The sequence below is a fragment of the Pseudomonas sp. JR33AA genome, from assembly GCF_021378985.1.
Taxonomy (GTDB): Bacteria; Pseudomonadota; Gammaproteobacteria; order Pseudomonadales; family Pseudomonadaceae; genus Aquipseudomonas; species Aquipseudomonas alloputida.
Genome location: NZ_JAJSAW010000007.1, coordinates 116,778 through 134,031, shown reverse-complemented (window position 1 = coordinate 134,031; position 17,254 = coordinate 116,778). Strand labels below are relative to the sequence as shown.

Annotated in this window: 18 protein-coding genes; 10 read left to right on the top strand and 8 right to left on the bottom strand. The window is 61.9% G+C overall.

What is annotated here, in order from left to right; all coding sequences use genetic code 11:
• The first annotated feature begins 125 nt into the window (after positions 1-125).
• Positions 126-1,247: a beta-ketoacyl-ACP synthase III gene (locus LVS58_RS13710; protein ID WP_233691549.1), complete on the top strand. Its 1,122-nt coding sequence runs from the start codon at positions 126-128 to the stop codon at positions 1,245-1,247.
• 248 nt (positions 1,248-1,495) lie between these two features.
• Here LVS58_RS13710 and LVS58_RS13705 read toward each other — a convergent pair whose 3' ends face one another.
• On the bottom strand, positions 1,496-2,740 hold the full coding sequence (locus tag LVS58_RS13705) for a putative porin (RefSeq protein ID WP_233691548.1): 1,245 nt from the start codon (positions 2,738-2,740) through the stop codon (positions 1,496-1,498).
• 262 nt (positions 2,741-3,002) lie between these two features.
• Here LVS58_RS13705 and LVS58_RS13700 point away from each other — a divergent pair, with 262 nt between their 5' ends.
• On the top strand, positions 3,003-4,130 hold the full coding sequence (locus LVS58_RS13700) for a GNAT family N-acetyltransferase (protein ID WP_233691547.1): 1,128 nt from the start codon (positions 3,003-3,005) through the stop codon (positions 4,128-4,130).
• 105 nt (positions 4,131-4,235) lie between these two features.
• On the opposite strand, the gene LVS58_RS13695 is transcribed toward LVS58_RS13700, so the two are convergent.
• The 4 genes from LVS58_RS13695 to LVS58_RS13680 form a co-directional block, all read right to left on the bottom strand.
• A complete protein-coding gene (locus LVS58_RS13695) occupies positions 4,236-6,068 on the bottom strand; it encodes an ABC transporter ATP-binding protein (RefSeq protein ID WP_233691546.1) in 1,833 nt (610 codons plus the stop codon).
• 61 nt (positions 6,069-6,129) lie between these two features.
• Positions 6,130-6,687 carry a peptidylprolyl isomerase gene (locus LVS58_RS13690; RefSeq protein WP_233691545.1) on the bottom strand — a complete coding sequence of 186 codons (558 nt, stop codon included), beginning with the start codon at positions 6,685-6,687 and terminating at the stop codon, positions 6,130-6,132.
• On the bottom strand, positions 6,681-7,493 hold the full coding sequence (locus LVS58_RS13685) for an alpha/beta fold hydrolase (RefSeq protein ID WP_233691544.1): 813 nt from the start codon (positions 7,491-7,493) through the stop codon (positions 6,681-6,683). Before LVS58_RS13685 ends, LVS58_RS13690 begins: the two co-directional genes overlap by 7 nt.
• Before the next feature lie 13 nt (positions 7,494-7,506).
• On the bottom strand, positions 7,507-8,430 hold the full coding sequence (locus LVS58_RS13680; protein WP_003254610.1) for a LysR family transcriptional regulator: 924 nt from the start codon (positions 8,428-8,430) through the stop codon (positions 7,507-7,509).
• A gap of 48 nt (positions 8,431-8,478) precedes the next feature.
• Here LVS58_RS13680 and LVS58_RS13675 point away from each other — a divergent pair, with 48 nt between their 5' ends.
• The 3 genes from LVS58_RS13675 to LVS58_RS13665 all read left to right on the top strand — a co-directional run bounded on the left by LVS58_RS13675 (position 8,479) and on the right by LVS58_RS13665 (position 10,629).
• Positions 8,479-8,793 (top strand): 3-phosphoglycerate kinase, encoded by a 315-nt coding sequence (locus LVS58_RS13675; RefSeq protein ID WP_233691543.1) that lies wholly within the window; start codon positions 8,479-8,481, stop codon positions 8,791-8,793.
• A gap of 109 nt (positions 8,794-8,902) precedes the next feature.
• On the top strand, positions 8,903-9,502 hold the full coding sequence (locus LVS58_RS13670; RefSeq protein ID WP_233691542.1) for an FMN-dependent NADH-azoreductase: 600 nt from the start codon (positions 8,903-8,905) through the stop codon (positions 9,500-9,502).
• A gap of 251 nt (positions 9,503-9,753) precedes the next feature.
• Positions 9,754-10,629, top strand: coding sequence for a carboxylate/amino acid/amine transporter (locus LVS58_RS13665; protein ID WP_233691541.1), 876 nt, complete (start codon positions 9,754-9,756; stop codon positions 10,627-10,629).
• 42 nt (positions 10,630-10,671) lie between these two features.
• Here the strand turns inward: LVS58_RS13665 and LVS58_RS13660 are convergent, their stop codons facing one another.
• Positions 10,672-11,973: a mechanosensitive ion channel family protein gene (locus LVS58_RS13660; RefSeq protein ID WP_233691540.1), complete on the bottom strand. Its 1,302-nt coding sequence runs from the start codon at positions 11,971-11,973 to the stop codon at positions 10,672-10,674.
• A 103-nt stretch (positions 11,974-12,076) separates the two neighbouring features.
• On the opposite strand from LVS58_RS13660, the gene LVS58_RS13655 reads away from it, so the two are divergent.
• Positions 12,077-13,438 carry a DEAD/DEAH box helicase gene (locus LVS58_RS13655; RefSeq protein WP_233691539.1) on the top strand — a complete coding sequence of 454 codons (1,362 nt, stop codon included), beginning with the start codon at positions 12,077-12,079 and terminating at the stop codon, positions 13,436-13,438.
• A gap of 63 nt (positions 13,439-13,501) precedes the next feature.
• Here LVS58_RS13655 and LVS58_RS13650 read toward each other — a convergent pair whose 3' ends face one another.
• Positions 13,502-13,774, bottom strand: a complete 273-nt coding sequence (locus LVS58_RS13650) for a hypothetical protein (RefSeq protein ID WP_233691666.1) — start codon at positions 13,772-13,774, stop codon at positions 13,502-13,504.
• Between the two features lie 215 nt (positions 13,775-13,989).
• Here LVS58_RS13650 and LVS58_RS13645 point away from each other — a divergent pair, with 215 nt between their 5' ends.
• From LVS58_RS13645 to LVS58_RS13630, 4 genes are all read left to right on the top strand, one after another.
• The gene (locus tag LVS58_RS13645) at positions 13,990-14,268 is read left to right on the top strand and encodes a BrnT family toxin (protein ID WP_233691538.1); all 279 of its coding nucleotides are present in this window, start codon (positions 13,990-13,992) and stop codon (positions 14,266-14,268) included.
• Positions 14,246-14,500: a BrnA antitoxin family protein gene (locus LVS58_RS13640; RefSeq protein ID WP_233691537.1), complete on the top strand. Its 255-nt coding sequence runs from the start codon at positions 14,246-14,248 to the stop codon at positions 14,498-14,500. The genes LVS58_RS13645 and LVS58_RS13640 overlap by 23 nt, the downstream gene beginning before the upstream one ends.
• Positions 14,501-14,576: 76 nt before the next feature.
• Positions 14,577-14,972, top strand: coding sequence for a hypothetical protein (locus tag LVS58_RS13635; protein ID WP_003254595.1), 396 nt, complete (start codon positions 14,577-14,579; stop codon positions 14,970-14,972).
• 105 nt (positions 14,973-15,077) lie between these two features.
• Positions 15,078-16,004, top strand: a complete 927-nt coding sequence (locus LVS58_RS13630) for a DMT family transporter (protein ID WP_076402677.1) — start codon at positions 15,078-15,080, stop codon at positions 16,002-16,004.
• A gap of 47 nt (positions 16,005-16,051) precedes the next feature.
• Here the strand turns inward: LVS58_RS13630 and LVS58_RS13625 are convergent, their stop codons facing one another.
• Positions 16,052-17,224: an MFS transporter gene (locus tag LVS58_RS13625; protein ID WP_233691536.1), complete on the bottom strand. Its 1,173-nt coding sequence runs from the start codon at positions 17,222-17,224 to the stop codon at positions 16,052-16,054.
• Positions 17,225-17,254 lie beyond the last annotated feature (30 nt).

The following is a 17,254-nucleotide window of genomic DNA, read 5'->3' as shown; positions in this document are numbered from 1 at the left end:
CCTTGGCGGGTGAGCCCGCCTGGCGGGGGTAAACGTACGCCCCTGAATTGGTACTAAAGTGCCATTAACCTGTCATATTCCCAGCCAGCGCCCTGTGGCGATGGCCTTTGACCAGAGGAACGACCGTGCATAACGTCGTGATCAGCGGCACCGGCCTGTACACCCCGGCCCAGAGCATTTCCAACGAAGAGCTGGTGGTTTCCTTCAATGCCTGGTCGCAACAGTTCAACCAGGACAACGCTGCCGCCATCGAGCGTGGTGAAGTCGAAGCGGCGCCGCTTTCCGATGCGGCGTTTATCGAAAAGGCCTCGGGCATCAAGAGCCGCTTTGTCATGGACAAGGCCGGTATTCTCGACCCGCAACGCATGAAACCGCGACTGCCCGAGCGCAGCAACGATGAACCGTCGGTGCTGTGTGAAATGGCCGTGGCCGCTGCCCGCCAGGCCCTCGAGCGTGCTGGCCGAACGGCGGCCGATGTCGACGGGGTGATCGTCGCCTGTTCCAACTTGCAGCGCCCGTACCCGGCCATTGCCATCGAAGTGCAACAGGCACTGGGTATCCAGGGCTTTGCCTTCGACATGAACGTGGCCTGCTCGTCGGCCACCTTCGGCATCCAGACCGCCGCCAACAGCGTAGCGCTCGGCCAGGCGAGGGCGGTGCTGATGGTCAACCCCGAAGTGTGCACCGGCCACCTCAACTTCCGTGACCGCGACAGCCATTTCATTTTCGGCGATGCCGCCACCGCAGTGTTGCTGGAGCGTGCCGACAAGGCCACTTCAGCGCACCAGTTCGACATCGTCAGCAGCAAGCTTTGGACGGAGTTCTCCAACAACATCCGCAACAACTTCGGCTTCCTCAACCGTGCGGCGGAAGAGGGAGAAGGCGCTGCGGACAAGCTGTTCATCCAGGAAGGCCGCAAGGTGTTCCGCGAGGTGTGCCCGAAGGTGGCCGAGCTGATCGCTGAGCACCTGCAGGAGAACGGGCTGCAACCAGGCGACGTGAAGCGCTTCTGGCTGCACCAGGCCAACCTCAGCATGAACCACCTGATCGTCAAGAAGCTGTTGGGGCGTGAAGTGGCCGAGGAAGAGGCACCGGTGATTCTGGACCGGTACGCCAATACCAGCTCGGCGGGGTCGGTGATTGCCTTCCACTTGTACCAGGATGATTTGGCCAAGGGTTCGCTGGGCGTGTTGAGCTCGTTTGGTGCGGGGTATTCGATTGGTAGCGTGATTTTGCGCAAGCGCTGATTGAGCAGCAGACGCCTGTTTCGGCCCCCTTCGCGGGTAAACCCGCTCCTACGACGGGCTGTGCCGGACCGCCCATGCGTGCACACCACCGACCGTTGTAGGAGCGGGTTCACCCGCGAATACGATAGCGCCGGCACCGGTGAACGCCCGGTAGAAGTGGCCGATGCATTTCTGGCAGGCAAAAAAAGCGGGAAACGCCGGATGGGGTCGGCATTTCCCGCTTCAGGTGAAGCAGAGCAGGGTGTCGCTTAGAACTTGGCTTCCAGATCCACCTGCAGGGTGTCGACGTCAGCATCGCTGTTCGGCAACTGCGACAGGTCGGTCTTGGCCATCAGGTAGGCAGCACCCAGGGAGAAGTTCTTGTCGATTTCGTAACCGACCTTGAACTTGTGACCGCGCGAACCGGTGAAGCCGTTGCCGAAGTCCGAGTCGGTGAACAGGCTGACCACCGCGTTACGCTGCACATCGCGGTAGTTGTAGTCCAGGCTCCAGGCACCCATTTTGGTTTTCAGGCCAGCCAGCCAGGCCTGATCTTCGCCGTCGGTGCTGTCGGTGTTCTTTACGTACTGGCCATAGGCCGACAACGGAATGGCCAAGCCCGTGAAGTCGATCTGGCCAAAGCCTTCCACCAGATTGAACTCGTTGGTGGTGTTGCCGAACGACTGCAGGATAGCGGCTTCCTTGTCGTTGTCGTAACCATAGATGCTGGCACCCACGGTGAGCTTGAGCACGTCGGCCGGCGCGAACTTGGCGCCCAACTGGCCGTGGTAGACCTGCGCATCGTGCTTGTACTGGACGCCGTCACCGTCGACGTTGTCCTTCAGGGTGTACTGACCGGCGCTGGCAAAGACTTCGGCCCCGCCCAGGTCAGCCTTGTAAGTGGCCGCCACACCTTCCGGATTGATGTCGCTATCCCAGATGATGTCGCCCATGCTCACCCAGGGCTGTGGCATCTTGCCGCCAATCAGGTGCAGGTTAGGCACTGCAGTCGGGTGCCAGTCGAGGTAGGCCAGGTCGACCCACAGCGACTTCTTGTCGAAGTAGTTGTCGAAGCTCTGGTTGGTCGAACGGCGGTCAGCGCTGCTGCCAGTGGCGATACGGACCCCGGCGTCGACCTGCGGGTTGATCTCGCTGTAGAAGCCGACACGGGCACGTACTCGCTGGCGGTCCTGGTTGCCGCTGCTGCTGTTCGGGTCGTCGACGTTGACGTCTTCGTAACGCAGGCGCACGTCACCCTTGATCTGGGTCTTGGCGGCCCATGCCACTTTTTGTTCAAAGGAGCTCATACGTTCGGACTGAGCTTTCTGGTCGGCCTTTTCCTTGGTTTCTTTTGCCAGGTCGCCCTGCAGTTCGTTGTACTGCGCCTGGTTGATCGAGCCATTGGCGCGGAGCATTTCGAGCAGCTTGGCGTCGACGGCAGCACTGGCCGGGGCACTCAGGGCCAGCATCATGCCGGTGAGGCTTACTCCGGTAAGTGTGGAAACAAGACGCATAAGGTTCTCCCTACTGAAAAAAATGGGGGAGGCTCAAGCGCCTGCCCCTGCGTTGGCATGTCTTCGGAAAGGGCCTGAATAGACAGGTTCTAGGGTTCCGGAAAACAGGCGCAAGTATTGCGGGGGCCAATGACAGATTAATGTCTGATTAGTGGCACTGTTGTTAAGTAAGCGAGCATTAAAGGGCCCACCCGGCGTTCGTCATTTGAGCGACGGGCCTTCCTTGGGGATACTGACGGTCTTCAGAGAGCGAGCCGAAAACGTGACCAGCCTGTACAGCCTTGCCCACCTGCGTGATCTCCCGACGGCCACCTGGGATGCCCTTGTGCCAGCCGGCCAACCCTTCCTGCGCCATGCTTTTCTCAGTGCAATGGAGGACAGCGGCAGCGTGGCGCGCAACACTGGCTGGGCCGCCGAGCACCTGGTGCTGGAGCGAGGCGGGCAGGTGCGGGCGCTGTTGCCCGCGTACCGCAAGTGGCACTCGTTTGGCGAGTATGTGTTCGATCATGGTTGGGCCGATGCTTGTGAGCGGGCCGGCATCGCCTACTACCCAAAACTGCTTGGCGCTGTACCGTTCAGTCCGGTCAGCGGCCCACGGCTGCTGGCGGCCGATCCGGCTGACGGTTTGTTGATGCTGCAGGCCCTGCCGGAGTATCTGGGCAAGGGTGGGCTTTCCGGAGCGCACATCAACTTCACCGACCCGGCGCTGGACGCGCAGTTGGCCGGCCTGCCGGGGTGGATGGAACGCCTGGGTTGCCAGTTTCACTGGCAAAACCGGGGGTATCGCGACTTCCAGGACTTTCTCGACAGCCTCAGCTCGCGCAAGCGCAAGCAGATGCGCAAGGAGCGCGAGCAGGTGGCGGGGCAGGGTATTGACTTCCGCTGGTACCGCGGCGATGAACTGGACGAGGCACAGTGGGATTTCGTCTTTCTGTGCTACGCCAACACCTATGCCGTGCGCCGCCGTGCCCCCTACCTGACGCGCGAATTTTTCAGCCTGCTGGCCGAGCGCATGCCCGAGGCGGTGCGCGTGGTGATGGCCCGCCAGGGTGGGCGAGATGTGGCCATGGCCTTGAGCCTGGTGGGGGGCGACAGCCTGTTTGGTCGCTACTGGGGCTGCCTGGATGAGTTCGACCGGCTGCATTTCGAGACCTGTTTCTACCAGGGCATGGACTTTGCCATTGCCGAGGGTTACCAGCGTTTCGATGCCGGGGCGCAGGGCGAGCACAAGTTGATACGCGGGTTCGAGCCGGTGTTGACGCGGTCGTGGCATTACCTGCTGCACCCGGGGTTGCGGCGGGCGGTGGAGGATTTTCTGCGGCAGGAACGGGAAGGGGTCAAGGGGTATGCCGAGGAGGCGCGGGGGATGTTGCCCTATCGCCGGGATTGAGAGATCTGTGTTGCCTGTGCCGGCCTTTTCGCGGGTAAACCCGCTCCAACAACGATAGCGAACCTGTGTAGGAGCGGGTTTACCCGCGAAAAGGCCGTGCAGGTGTCAATCGACCCCGACAAAGCCTCCGGTCTGGTGGTGCCACAACCGGGCATACAGCCCTTGCTGCTCCAGCAACTCACTGTGGCTGCCACTCTCGACAATTCGCCCCTTGTCCAGCACCACCAGCCGGTCCATACGGGCAATGGTGGAAAGCCGGTGGGCAATGGCGATGACCGTCTTGCCCTGCATCAGCGTCTCCAGGCTTTCCTGGATCGCCGCTTCCACTTCCGAATCCAGCGCCGAGGTGGCTTCGTCCATGATCAGGATCGGCGCGTTCTTCAGCAGCACCCGTGCAATAGCGATACGCTGGCGCTGGCCACCGGACAGCTTGACCCCGCGCTCGCCCACATGGGCATCGAAACCGGTGCGGCCCTGGGCATCCGAAAGCTGTGGGATGAACTCGTCAGCCCGCGCGCGGCGTACAGCTTCCTGCAGTTCTGCATCGCTGGCACCGGGGCGGCCGTACAGCAGGTTTTCGCGAATTGAACGGTGCAGCAGCGAGGTATCCTGGGTGATCATGCCGATCTGTGCACGCAGGCTGGCCTGGCTCACCTTGGCAATGTCCTGGCCGTCGATGAGGATGCGCCCACCCTGCACGTCGTACAGGCGCAACAGCAGGTTGACCAGTGTCGACTTGCCGGCCCCGGACGGGCCGATCAAGCCGATTTTCTCGCCCGGGCGGATATCCAGGTTGAGCCCTTCTATGACATTGGTGGCCTTGCCGTAATGGAAGTCGACCTCATCGAAACGCACCGCGCCGCGGCTGACCTTCAGCGCCGGCGCATTGGGCAGGTCGGTGACGGTGACCGGCTGGGCGATGGTCTGCAGGCCGTCCTGCACCATGCCGATGTTCTCGAAGATGCCGTTGACCACCCACATGATCCAGCCCGACATGTTGACGATGCGGATCACCAGGCCAGTGGCCAGGGCGATGGCACCCACGGTGATCAGCGATTGGCTCCACAGCCACAGGGCAAGGCCGGTGGTGGCGACTACCAGCAGGCCATTGAGGGTGGTGATGACCACGTCCATGCTGGTGATCACCCGGGAGGCCAGCTGGGTTTTCTCGGTCTGCTCGCGGATTGCCTCGCGCGCGTACTGCTGTTCGTAGTCGGTATGGGCGAACAGTTTCAGCGTTGCGATGTTGGTGTAGCCGTCGACGATACGCCCCATCAGCTTGGAACGTGCGTCCGAAGACACCACCGAGCGCTCCTTGACCCGTGGCACGAAGTAGAACAGCGCGGCAATGTAGCTGACGATCCACGCCAGCAGCGGCAGCATCAGGCGCCAGTCGGCCTCGGCGAACAGCACCAGCGAGGTGATGGCGTAGATCAGCACGTGCCATAGCGCGTCCACCGCCTGCACGGCGGAATCGCGCAGCGAGTTGCCGGTCTGCATGATGCGCTGGGCAATACGCCCGGCGAAGTCGCTCTGAAAGAAGTTCAGGCTCTGCTTGAGCACATAGGTATGGTTTTGCCAGCGAATCAGGCTGGTCATGCCGGGGTTGATGGTCTGGTGTACCAGCAGGTCGTGCAGGCCGAAGAACAACGGCCGCAGCAGCAGAATCACAACCAGCATCCAGATCAGCTCGCCGCTGTGCTCGCTGAAGAAGTTGGCATTGGGCGTACCCTGGGCCAGGTCGATGATGCGGCTGAGGTAGCTGAACATCGCCACCTCGATCAGCGAGGCGACCAGGCCGACCACCAGCAGGGCCACGAAGCTGGGCCACACCTGGCGCAGGTAGTACAGGTAGAACGGCCACACCGTGCTTGGGGGTGCTTCGCTCGGTGCCTCGCGGAAAATATCGATCAGTCTTTCGAAACGGCGGTACAGCATGGGCGACAACACTCCTGTTCGTCCGACCCTCAGGCGGTTTCACATCCCTGTGAGCCTGCGGTCAGTCGATACGTTTGGCAGACTTGATATAGACCGGATCGGCCGGTACGTCGCGCATGCCTTTTTTGATGGTGGTGGGCGAGTTGACGATCTGATCGACCACTTCCATGCCTTTGGTTACCTTGCCGAACACGGCGTAACCGGCATCGCGGCCTGGGTTGAGGAAGTCGTTGTCGGCGACGTTGATGAAGAACTGGCTGGTGGCCGAGTTCGGGTTGGACGTGCGTGCCATCGACAGGGTGCCGCGGGTATTCTGCAGGCCGTTGCTGGCCTCGTTCTTGATCGGCGCCTGGGTATCTTTTTGCACCATCTGGTCAGTGAACCCACCGCCCTGGACCATGAAGCCCGGGATCACGCGGTGGAAGATGGTGTTGTTGTAGAAGCCGCTGTCGACGTACGCCAGGAAGTTCTTGGTACTGAGCGGTGCCTTCTCGGCGTTCAGCTCGATTTCGACCTGGCCGAAGCTGGTGTCCAGCATGACGTGCGGGGTCTTGTCGGAAGCCATGACACTGGTGGCGAAGGCGACCGAACAGGCGGTGAGCAGGAGTTTTTTCAGCATGGGCTCAAAGATCCTTGAGAGGTGGAAGCGGCTGCGAGGAACTGCAGCAGGGTCTGGTTGAAGACCTCGGGTTGATCGAGGGGTGTAGCGTGCCGGGAATCGTCGACGACGACCAGCCTGGTGTTGGGTATGAGGGCGACATAGCGCTGTTTCAGTTGTATCGGCGTGTAATCGTGGTCGGCGGCGATCACCAGGGTAGGACAGTGAATCTGCCCGATGCGTTCCTGCACGCCCCAATCGACGATGGCGTCGAAGCTTTTCAGGTAGGCGCGCTTGTCGTTGCGCGCCCAGCGCTGAGCCATCTTCTGGCGCAGGTCTGCCTGTTGTGGTTTGGGGAACAGCCGCTCGGCCAGCCCCTTGCCGACGGTTTCGACACTGAGTACGCGCGCCAGGCTCCAACGCTTGAACCACCATAGCCAGTCACTGCGGGTGCGACGCTTGACCTCCGGGGCGCTGTTGACGATGCACAGGCTGCGCAACCATTGAGGGTGGTCGACCGCAAACTGGAAGCCGACCATGCCGCCCATGGACAGGCCGACGAAGTGCACCGGGCCTGTGTGCAAGTGTTCGAGCAGGGCCAACAGGTCGGCACTGAAGGTGGCGATCTGGTAACCGTCACCGGGTTTGTCGGAGCGACCGTGGCCGCGGATGTCCATGAGTATCACCCGGTAGTGGCCGCTGAGCACCGGCACCTGCAACTCCCAATCCTGGCTGCTGGAGCCCAGGCCGTGCAGCAACACCACGGGTTCGCCCTGGCCATATTCCTCGTAATGCAGTGTGCATCCTTCGTGTTCGAAATAGGCCATGGGCGCGGTCCTCTCAGGCTTGTGGGGGGGCTGCGAAGGGCACGTCCAGTGGCGCGGTGTCGAAATTGCGCAGCAGGTCGATGAGAATCTGCGTGGCCGGGCCCAAGGTCTTCTCTTTGCTCGAGTAAAGGTAGAACAGTGGGTGGCGGCTGCCACCCTGATCCAGCGGCAATGGCTTGAGCACGCCTTCGCGCAGCTCACGTTCGATCATGTGACGGGGCAGCCAGGCAAAGCCCAGGCCGCTGCTGACGAAGGTGGCGGCAGTGCCCAGGCTGCCGACGGTCCAGCGCTGCTCGGCGCCCAGCCAGCCGACGTCGCGCGGTTGGGCGCGGCCGGAGTCGCGGATCACCACCTGCAGCTGGCTTTCCAGGTCCTGGAAGGTCAGTTCGCGCCCCAGGCGGTGCAGGCTGTGTTCGGGGTGGGCGACGGCGATGAACTCCACTGCGCTCAATTCTGCGCCCAGGTAGCCGCCGATGCTGTAGCTGCTGATTGCCAGGTCGGCGATGCCTTCGTGCATCACTTCTTCCACACCAGACAGCACTTCTTCACGCAGGCGCACCCGGCAGCCTCGGCTTTGTGGCATGAACGCGGCCAGCGCGCGGACCAGACGGGCGCTGGGGTAGGCGGCATCGACCACCAGGCGCACCTCGGCTTCCCAGCCCTGTTCCATGTGGTGGGCCAGGTCTTCGAGCTGGCTGGCCTGCTTGACCAGGTGGCGCGAGCGGCGCAGCAGCACATTGCCGGCCTCGGTCAGCACCGCCTTGCGGCCATCGATGCGCAACAGCGGCACGCCCAGTTGCTCCTGCATGCGGGCCACGGTGTAGCTGACCGATGACTGCGAGCGGTGCAAGGCCTCGGCGGCCTGGGCAAACCCGCCGTGATCGACCACTGCCTGCAGGGTTCGCCACTGGTCAAGGGTTACGCGCGGCGCTTTCATCTTTCGCTCCTGTTGTCCTAAGCTGCGCCCTTTCAAGGAGAGCGGCCCATGAAGAAATGTTGTGCAGCAATGTTGATGTGCCTGCCCCTCGGGGCCATGGCTTATCCCATCGATGTGGAGAAGGAGCTGACCGGGGTCAAGCTCGACTACACCGCCTATGACACGGCCTATGACATTGGCGCCATCACCCTCAACAACTATGGGCAGGTCCCGGCGGCATGCAAGGTGACCTTCCGCAATGGCCCGGAGGCACCGCGGGTGCGCCGTGTGAACGTCCCGGCAGGTAAAAGCGTCGATGTCACCGCCAAATTCAATCGGCAAATCATCAAACTGCGGATCGCCTTGAACTGCAGTGCGGAATAAACTGATTAATCGATAGATTGGACCCACTTTTTACGCTTTTTTATCGATAGGTCAAGCCTTAATCTCACCTCCATCGAATCGCACCCTTTTTTGCCGATGGAGGCACCCCATGTCCCGTGTACTGATCATCGAAAGCAGCGCCCGCCAGCAGGATTCCGTTTCCCGTCAACTGACCAAGGACTTCATCCAGCAATGGCAGGCCGCACACCCGGCCGATCAGATCACTGTGCGCGACCTGGCAGTAAACCCGGTACCCCACCTGGACGCAAACCTGCTGGGTGGCTGGATGAAGCCGGAGGAACAGCGCAGCGCCGCCGAACTGGAGGCCCTGGCCCGTTCCAACGAACTGACGGATGAATTGTTGGCTGCCGACGTACTGGTGATGGCTGCGCCCATGTACAACTTCACCATCCCCAGCACTCTGAAGGCCTGGCTGGACCATGTGCTGCGTGCCGGCATCACCTTCAAATACACCCCGACCGGCCCGCAAGGCCTGCTGACCGGCAAGCGCGCCATCGTCCTGACTGCCCGCGGCGGCATCCATGCGGGTGCCAGCAGTGACCACCAGGAACCGTACCTGCGCCAGGTCATGGCTTTCATCGGCATTCACGATGTCGACTTCATCCATGCCGAAGGCCTGAACATGAGCGGCGAGTTCCACGAGAAGGGCGTAAACCAGGCCAAGGCCAAGCTGGCGGCGGTGGCCTGAGGCTTCACGAATTCCCAACCCTGACACCTGCTTTTGCTCCTTTGGGTGTACCTGCCCGGCTTGTAATGGCCGGGCTTTTTTATGCCTGGGGTTTTAGGTTGCCAGTGCCGGCCTATTCGCGGGTGAACCCGCTCCTACACAGGCCATTGCGCGTGCGCGCGAAGAGGCCGGTGCAGCCCCTACATTCCTCATGGTTGAACTGATTCGCCGCAACCCGCTAAGGTCGCCGCCTTGATTCATGAGAGGCAACCATGGGCTACCTGATAATCGTCGCGCTGATCCAGGCGTTTTCCTTCAGCCTGATCGGCGAGTACCTGGCCGGGCATGTCGACAGCTACTTCGCGGTGCTTGCGCGGGTACTGCTGGCCGGCCTGGTGTTTCTGCCGTTGACTCGCTGGCGCCACGTCGAACCGCGCTTCATGCGCTGGATGCTGCTGATCGGCGCGTTGCAGTACGGCATCACCTACGTCTGCCTGTACCTGAGTTTCCGCGTGCTCACGGTGCCAGAGGTGCTGCTGTTCACCATCCTGACGCCGTTGCACGTGACGCTGATCGAAGACGCCATGAACCGGCGCTTCAACCCGTGGGCGCTGCTGGCCGCGCTGGTTGCGGTAGCCGGCGCTGCGGTGATCCGTTTCGACAGCATCAGCGGTGAGTTCTTCATCGGTTTCCTGCTGCTGCAACTGGCCAACTTCACCTACGCTGCCGGCCAGGTGCTTTACCGTCACCTGGTCGCTCGCCACCCCAGCGACCTGCCACACTACGCGCGCTTTGGGTACTTTTACCTCGGCGCGTTGCTGGTGGTGCTGCCGGCCTTCCTGCTGTTCGGCAATACCCAGCACTTGCCGAGCAGTGATGTGCAATGGCTGGTGCTGTTGTTCCTGGGCCTGTGCCCGACGGCGCTGGGGCTGTACTGGTGGAACAAAGGTGCATGCCTGGTTTCTGGCGGGACGCTGGCGGTCATGAACAACCTGCATGTGCCGGTAGGGCTGCTGCTGAACCTGTTGATCTGGAACCAGCACGAGCCGCTGGGGCGGCTTTTGATCGGCGGCGGGATCATCCTGGCGTCGGTGTGGCTGAGCCGCCTGGGTGGCCGCGCACAGGCACCGCTGGCCGGCAAGGCCTGACTCGCCCTTTGATCGGGGGGCTGCTAGGCAGCCCCGGCACTTTCAAGCTTCGCTCATCTCTTCCATGCGATGCGGCATTGGCTCTGCCGCCGTACGCCCAGCCAACCCCACCCGCATGTCATTGCCACTCGGTTGCTGATACAGGCTCAAGCCAAACTCCGGCAACACCGCCAGCAGGTAGTCGAAGATATCCCCCTGGATCCGCTCATAGTCGGCCCACACGGTGGTGGTGGTGAAGCAGTAGATCTCCAGCGGCACGCCTTCGGCGGTGGTCTGCATCTGCCGCACCATGCAGGTCATGTTCGGGTGAATATTGGGGTGGTTCTTCAGATAGGCCAGGGCAAACGCGCGGAAGGTGCCGATGTTGGTCAGCTTGCGGCGGTTGGCCGACAGGTCCGCCACCGGCCCCAGCGCCTCGTTCCAGCTTTGCAGTTCCTGGCGCTTGCCCGCCAGGTAGTCACTCAGCAGCTGCACCTGGCTCAGACGCTGTTCTTCTTCGCGGGTAAGGAAGCGCACGCCGACGGCGTCGATGAACAGGCTGCGCTTGATGCGCCGGCCACCGGACTGCTGCATGCCGCGGTAGTTGCGGAATGACTCGCTCATCAGGCGCCAGGTGGGGATGGAAACGAGGGTCTTGTCGAAGTTCTGCACTTTCACCGTGTGCAGGGTGATGTCCACCACGTCGCCATCGGCGCCCACCTGCGGCATTTCGATCCAGTCACCCACATGCAGCATGTCGTTGCTGGTCAGTTGCACGCTGGCGACGAACGACAGCAGGGTGTCCTTGTACACCAACAGCAGCACCGCCGACATCGCGCCCAGGCCGGACAGCAGCAACAGCGGGGAGCGGTCGATCAGGGTGGCGACGATGATGATCGAGGCGAAGATCCACAACATCATCTTGGCCAGTTGCACATAGCCCTTGATCGAGCGGGTGCGGGCGTGTTCGGTACGGGCATAGATGTCGAGCAAGGCATCCAGCAGGCACGACAGCGCCATCGTCATGAACAGCAGGGTAAAGGCCAGGGCGACATTGCCGAAGAAGTGCTGGGCGGTGTCGGACAGCTCCGGCACCAGTTTCAGGCCAAACTGCAGCACCAGTGAGGGTGTGGTTTGCGCCAGACGGTGGAACACTTTGTTGTGGCGCAGGTCGTCCAGCCACTTCAGCGCTGTCTGGCGGGCCAACAGGCGCGCGCCGTGCAGTATCAGGAAGCGCGACAGGCGGCCGACTGCCAGAGAGATGAGCAGCAGTACTGCCAGACCAATGGCAGCGTGCAGCATGGGATGTTGGTCGAGGGTGCCCCACAGGTCGAGGGAGTCGCGCCAGATTCGTTGGATTTCCATGGGCTTGCGTACAGTCTTGTTGCGAAACGAAGCTGTATTAGAGCGCGGATAGCGACAAACTTGCCAAAAGAAATTCGGCTAAGGCGGCAGAAAACGTTACCCTATGCAACTGAATTTCCCGCACTTGTCTGAGGTTACCTCCGTGTTCTCCCAATTCGCCCTGCATGAACGCCTGCTTAAAGCCGTGGCCGAGCTTAAATTTGTCGAGCCAACCCCGGTGCAGGCCGCGGCCATCCCCTTGGCCCTGCAAGGGCGTGATCTGCGTGTGACCGCGCAGACCGGCAGCGGCAAGACCGCGGCGTTCGTCCTGCCGCTGCTCAACCGTCTGGTCGACCTGAAAGGCGGGCGCGTCGAGATCCGCTCGCTGATCCTGCTGCCGACCCGCGAGCTGGCCCAGCAGACCCTCAAGCAAGTGCAGCTGTTCTCGCAGTTCACCTACGTCAAGGCGGGCCTGGTCACCGGCGGTGAAGACTTCAAGGAACAGGCCGCCATGCTGCGCAAGGTGCCGGACGTGCTGATCGGCACCCCGGGCCGCCTGCTCGAGCAGCTCAATGCCGGCAACCTCGACCTGTCCCACGTGCAGGTCCTGATCCTGGACGAAGCCGACCGCATGCTCGACATGGGCTTTGCCGAAGACATGGAGCGCCTGTGCAAGGAGTGCGAAAACCGTGAGCAGACCCTGCTGTTCTCTGCCACCACCGGTGGCGCGGCCCTGCGCGACATCATCGGCAAGGTACTGAAAGACCCTGAACACCTGATGCTCAACAGTGTCTCGCAACTGGCTGAAGGCACCCGCCAGCAGATCATCACCGCCGACCACGACCAGCATAAAGAGCAGATCGCGCAGTGGTTGCTGGCCAACGAAACCTTCGACAAGGCGATCATCTTCACCAACACCCGCGCCATGGCCGACCGCATCTACGGTCACCTGGTGGCCAAGGACGTGAAAGCCTTCGTACTGCACGGCGAGAAGGATCAGAAAGACCGCAAGCTGGCCATCGAGCGCTTCAAGCAGGGCAGCTCCAAAGTGCTGGTGGCGACCGACGTGGCAGCCCGTGGTCTGGATATCGACGGCCTGGACCTGGTAATCAACTTCGACATGCCACGCAGCGGCGACGAGTACGTGCACCGTGTGGGCCGCACCGGCCGTGCCGGCGGCGAAGGCCTGGCGATCTCGCTGATCACCCACAACGACTGGAACCTGATGTCCAGCATCGAGCGCTACCTCAAGCAGCAGTTCGAGCGCCGGGTAATCAAGGAAGTGAAGGGGACCTACAACGGGCCGAAGAAGGTTAAGGCCTCGGGCAAGGCGGTCGGCAGCAAGAAGAAAAAGGTCGAGAAGAAGACGGGCGACAAGAAAGCTGCCGCCAAGCGCAAGCCTACTGCCAAGCCGAAGGCCAACGCGCCTTTGGCCAGTGCTGACGGCCTGGCGCCGCTGAAGAAGCGCAAGCCGGCTGCTGAATAAAACTCACGCCGGCCCTTTGCAGAAGCGATACACGCTCGCTTCTGCAAAGGGCGTGCGCAGGCGTCACTCCGCCTTTTTCTCTGCCTGTTTCAACTCCTGGATCCGCTTGTCGATCAGCTGACACTTGTCGGGCAAGTCCTTGCTCGCCGTACCCAGGTCCATCCCCTGAAGCTCATCATTGATCTCCTTGGCCTTTTGCGGGTTCTGCTCGGTCAACTGAGTAACCAGCCCGGCCAGCTCTTCACGTTTTTGCGTTGCTTCTTCAGGTGTGCAGGCCCAAGCGGGCAGGGCGCAGAGCAGGGCAGTGGCACAGGCTATGGGCAGTAGTGGATTCATCCTTTCAGCCTCCGGCGGTGGTGATGCCCGGTGGAGGGCTGTGGGGGCAGGGAAGTTCAGGACTTGCGACCGATGGAAGATTTCTTTGATGGTCGTAGCCCATTTCTGAAACGCAGCCATATCCCTCCAGAGCCGTTGAGCAGCGCGTTACATCGCTCTAGTCTCGAAGGAAAAGAGGGAGTATTGTATGTACAGCTGTAAATACAGATCGTCCCATGTTCTTTGAATGGGACGAAGGGAAGAACCAGAGCAATATCCGCAAGCACGGCATCGACTTTGCCGACGTTCCTGACATGTTCAACCATCCCATGCTGATCCGGCGTGATGAGGGTGTGGAGTGTGCTGAAGAGCGTTGGGTCAGCCTTGGATGGCTAAAGGGGCTGATAGGTGTCGTCGTGTACACGGAGAGGCGGGGTGAGGTGATACGCATCATTTCTGCAAGAAAAGCCACCAAACGGGAGGCCAGGTACTATGACCAAATCATCGAGAACTGACTGGGGCCGCCTGGCCCGACAGGACGACAAGGATATCGACACATCCGATATCCCTGAACTGGACCAGAACTTTTTCCGCCAGGCCGAGCTGCGCGTTCCCGCCAAGCAGACGGTGACCATTCGACTGGACTCAGATGTCCTCGCCTGGTTCAAGGAGCAGGGCAGCGGCTACCAGACCCGAATCAATCAGTTGCTGCGCCAGTACATGCAAGCGCAACAACGCCAGCGCTAAGCGCTTCGGAACGCTTGGCAACCCTGGCAGGTCCCAACCTGTGTACCCCTTTCGTCCACAGCAGGAGCCCGTAGCCATGAGCATCGCCTACGACTGGGACCTGATCGAACGCTTGCTGCACGAAGTGCAGAACGGCGCCGGTCACAGCTTCACGCCACGCCCCTATGCCGAGCAGCATGCTGCTGCACTGGCCGCCAAGGGGGAGCCGGTGGGTGACGTGGATCACCTGAAAACCCGCGCATGCGAGTATGAAAAGCTGCTGTTCGAGCGCGGATTCATTGAATGCCGGCCTGAAGAGGACGGCGGCAATGGCGAAAACTTCGTCCTGACCGAACGCGGTTCGCGCTTGATGAGCCTGATCGACAGCAGCATTCCCGGCTTCGAGCACCCGCGCCAGGTGCTGGATGAGCAGGAGGATGCGCTGGACGAAACGACGTTCGAACAGGTATCTGCGAAGGCACAGATTGCTTGAGGTCGTTTTAAGGCTGGCAAGTGCAGCGTTCAAAACCCGATAATCGGTAGCCTCTGAACGCTGCCGAGCCTTGCCCATGCCTACGATCACCCCAGAGGCCCGCTTATGAGCGCGGTCCGCAAGAACCCTGACGCCTTCGCCTTCCAGGTAATGCTGGGGCTTTGCCTGATCTGGGGCTGCCAGCAGGTACTGATCAAGACTGCCGCCGTCGACATCGCTCCAGTGATGCAGGCAGCACTGCGCAATGGCATTGCCGCTGTGCTGGTGGGCCTGATGCTGTGCTGGCGGGGTGGCTGGGAGCAGGTCGGCAGCACCTGGCGCGCCGGGTTGGTGGCGGGCGGATTGTTCGGGGTGGAGTTTCTGTTCATTGCCGAAGGGCTGAAACTGACGTCTGCGGCGCATATGTCGGTGTTCCTCTATACCGCGCCGGTATTTACTGCCTTGGGCCTGCATTTTCGTCTACCCAGTGAACGCTTGCGGCTGCTGCAATGGCTGGGCATTCTGCTGGCCTTCGGCGGCATTGCCATGGCCTTTGCCGGTGGCACTTCGTTCGAACACATGGACGGCCGCACCTTGCTGGGTGATGCTTTTGGCGTGATCGCCGGGCTGGCCTGGGGCGCTACCACGGTGGTGGTGCGTTGTTCACGGCTATCGGAGGCGCCGGCGACCTTGACCCTGTTCTATCAGCTGGCGGTCGGTTTTGCCGGTCTTTTGCTGATCGCCCTGCTCAGCGGGCAGATCGGCGCGGTGTCGCTGACGCCGCTGGCAATGGGCAGTGTGTTGTTCCAGGGGATTGTGGTGTCGTTCATCAGCTACCTCACCTGGTTCTGGCTGCTGCGCAAGTACCTGGCGTCGAACCTCGCGGTGTTTTCCTTCATTACCCCGTTGTTCGGGGTGACCTTTGGCGTTTTGCTGCTGGATGAGCCGCTCAGTGCGAATTTCGTGGTGGGGGCATTGATGGTGTTGCTGGGTGTGATCCTGGTAAGTGCCGAGCCTTGGGTGAAACAGCAATTGCGGCGGTTGGTAGGGTGAAGTGTTGCCTGAACCGGCCCCGCGAGGCCGGTTCAGGCAACATCGACTCAGGATGCAGCCTTCGCCTGACAGGCGCTTCCCTGCTGTGCATCACCGGGCAACTGGACCAGCACCCCGGCCACCACCAACCCGCCCGCCGCCAGCATCAATGCGGGTTGCAGCCCGCCACTGTAATGGCTGCTGAGCGCCGCCAGCAGCGGCCCACTCAACTGCCCCAAGGCAAAGCATGCGGTCAGCAGCCCGGCATTGCGCTGTGTGGCATGGGGCGCCAACTCGCGCGAGCGCTGCATGACCAGTTGCATGCAGGCCAGGAACGGCCCGCCACACAGCGCGACACCCAGCACCAGCCCGATACCCCCACCCATCAGGCAGGCCAGCACACCCAGCCCTTGCAACCACAGGGTGGCTGTCAGCCAGGTCGAAATGCGGCCACCACGGCGCACGCTCACCAGCAACACACCCAGCGCCGCCGCCAGGCCAAACGCCGGCCAGAACAGGTCAGCCAGCCACTGCCCGCGAAACTGCTGATTGGCCATCTGTGACAGAAAGGTGGCTGGCAGGATGTAGCCCATGCCATACAGGCCATACACCAACCCCAGGCGGCCAGTGCCGACACTGCGCGTCGGGCCGTGGCTTACCGGCGACTGAGCTGGTGCCGCTTGCAATGCCCGTGGCAACCACGGCCGCACGGCCAGCAGCATTACCAGGGCGGCCACGGCATAGATCAGCCACAGCGCTGCCGAGCCCAACCCCTGCACATGCGCGGCCAGTGCCAGTAGCCCGGTCACGGCAATACCCAGGCCGGGCCCTGTGAATACCAGCGCTCCCAGGCGCTGGCGGTTGTGGGCATTGGCTACTTGCTGGCTGAGGCTGGTGATCATCACCAGCACCCAGGCGCTGGCTACGCCTGTGCCAAAGCGCAGCAGCAGGTGGCCCCAGAAGCCGTCGGCAGCCCATGAGGCTAGGGTCAGCAGCACACACAGCCACAGCCCCCCATGCAGGCGCAGCCGTACCTGGCCGGGCGAGCGGGCGAACATGGCGTCCACTGCGCCCATGAAATAGCCCAGGTAATTGGCCGCTGCGACCAGCCCGGCGACTGTCATGTCGAGCTGGCCTTCGGCAATCAGTTGTGGCAGTTGCGGGGTGAGGGCGAAACGGCCGATGCCCATGGCCATCATCAGCGCCACGGCGCTGGCGAGCAGTTGAATGAGTGGCGACATGGCGGGTCTCCTGCACGGATGTAAGCGATG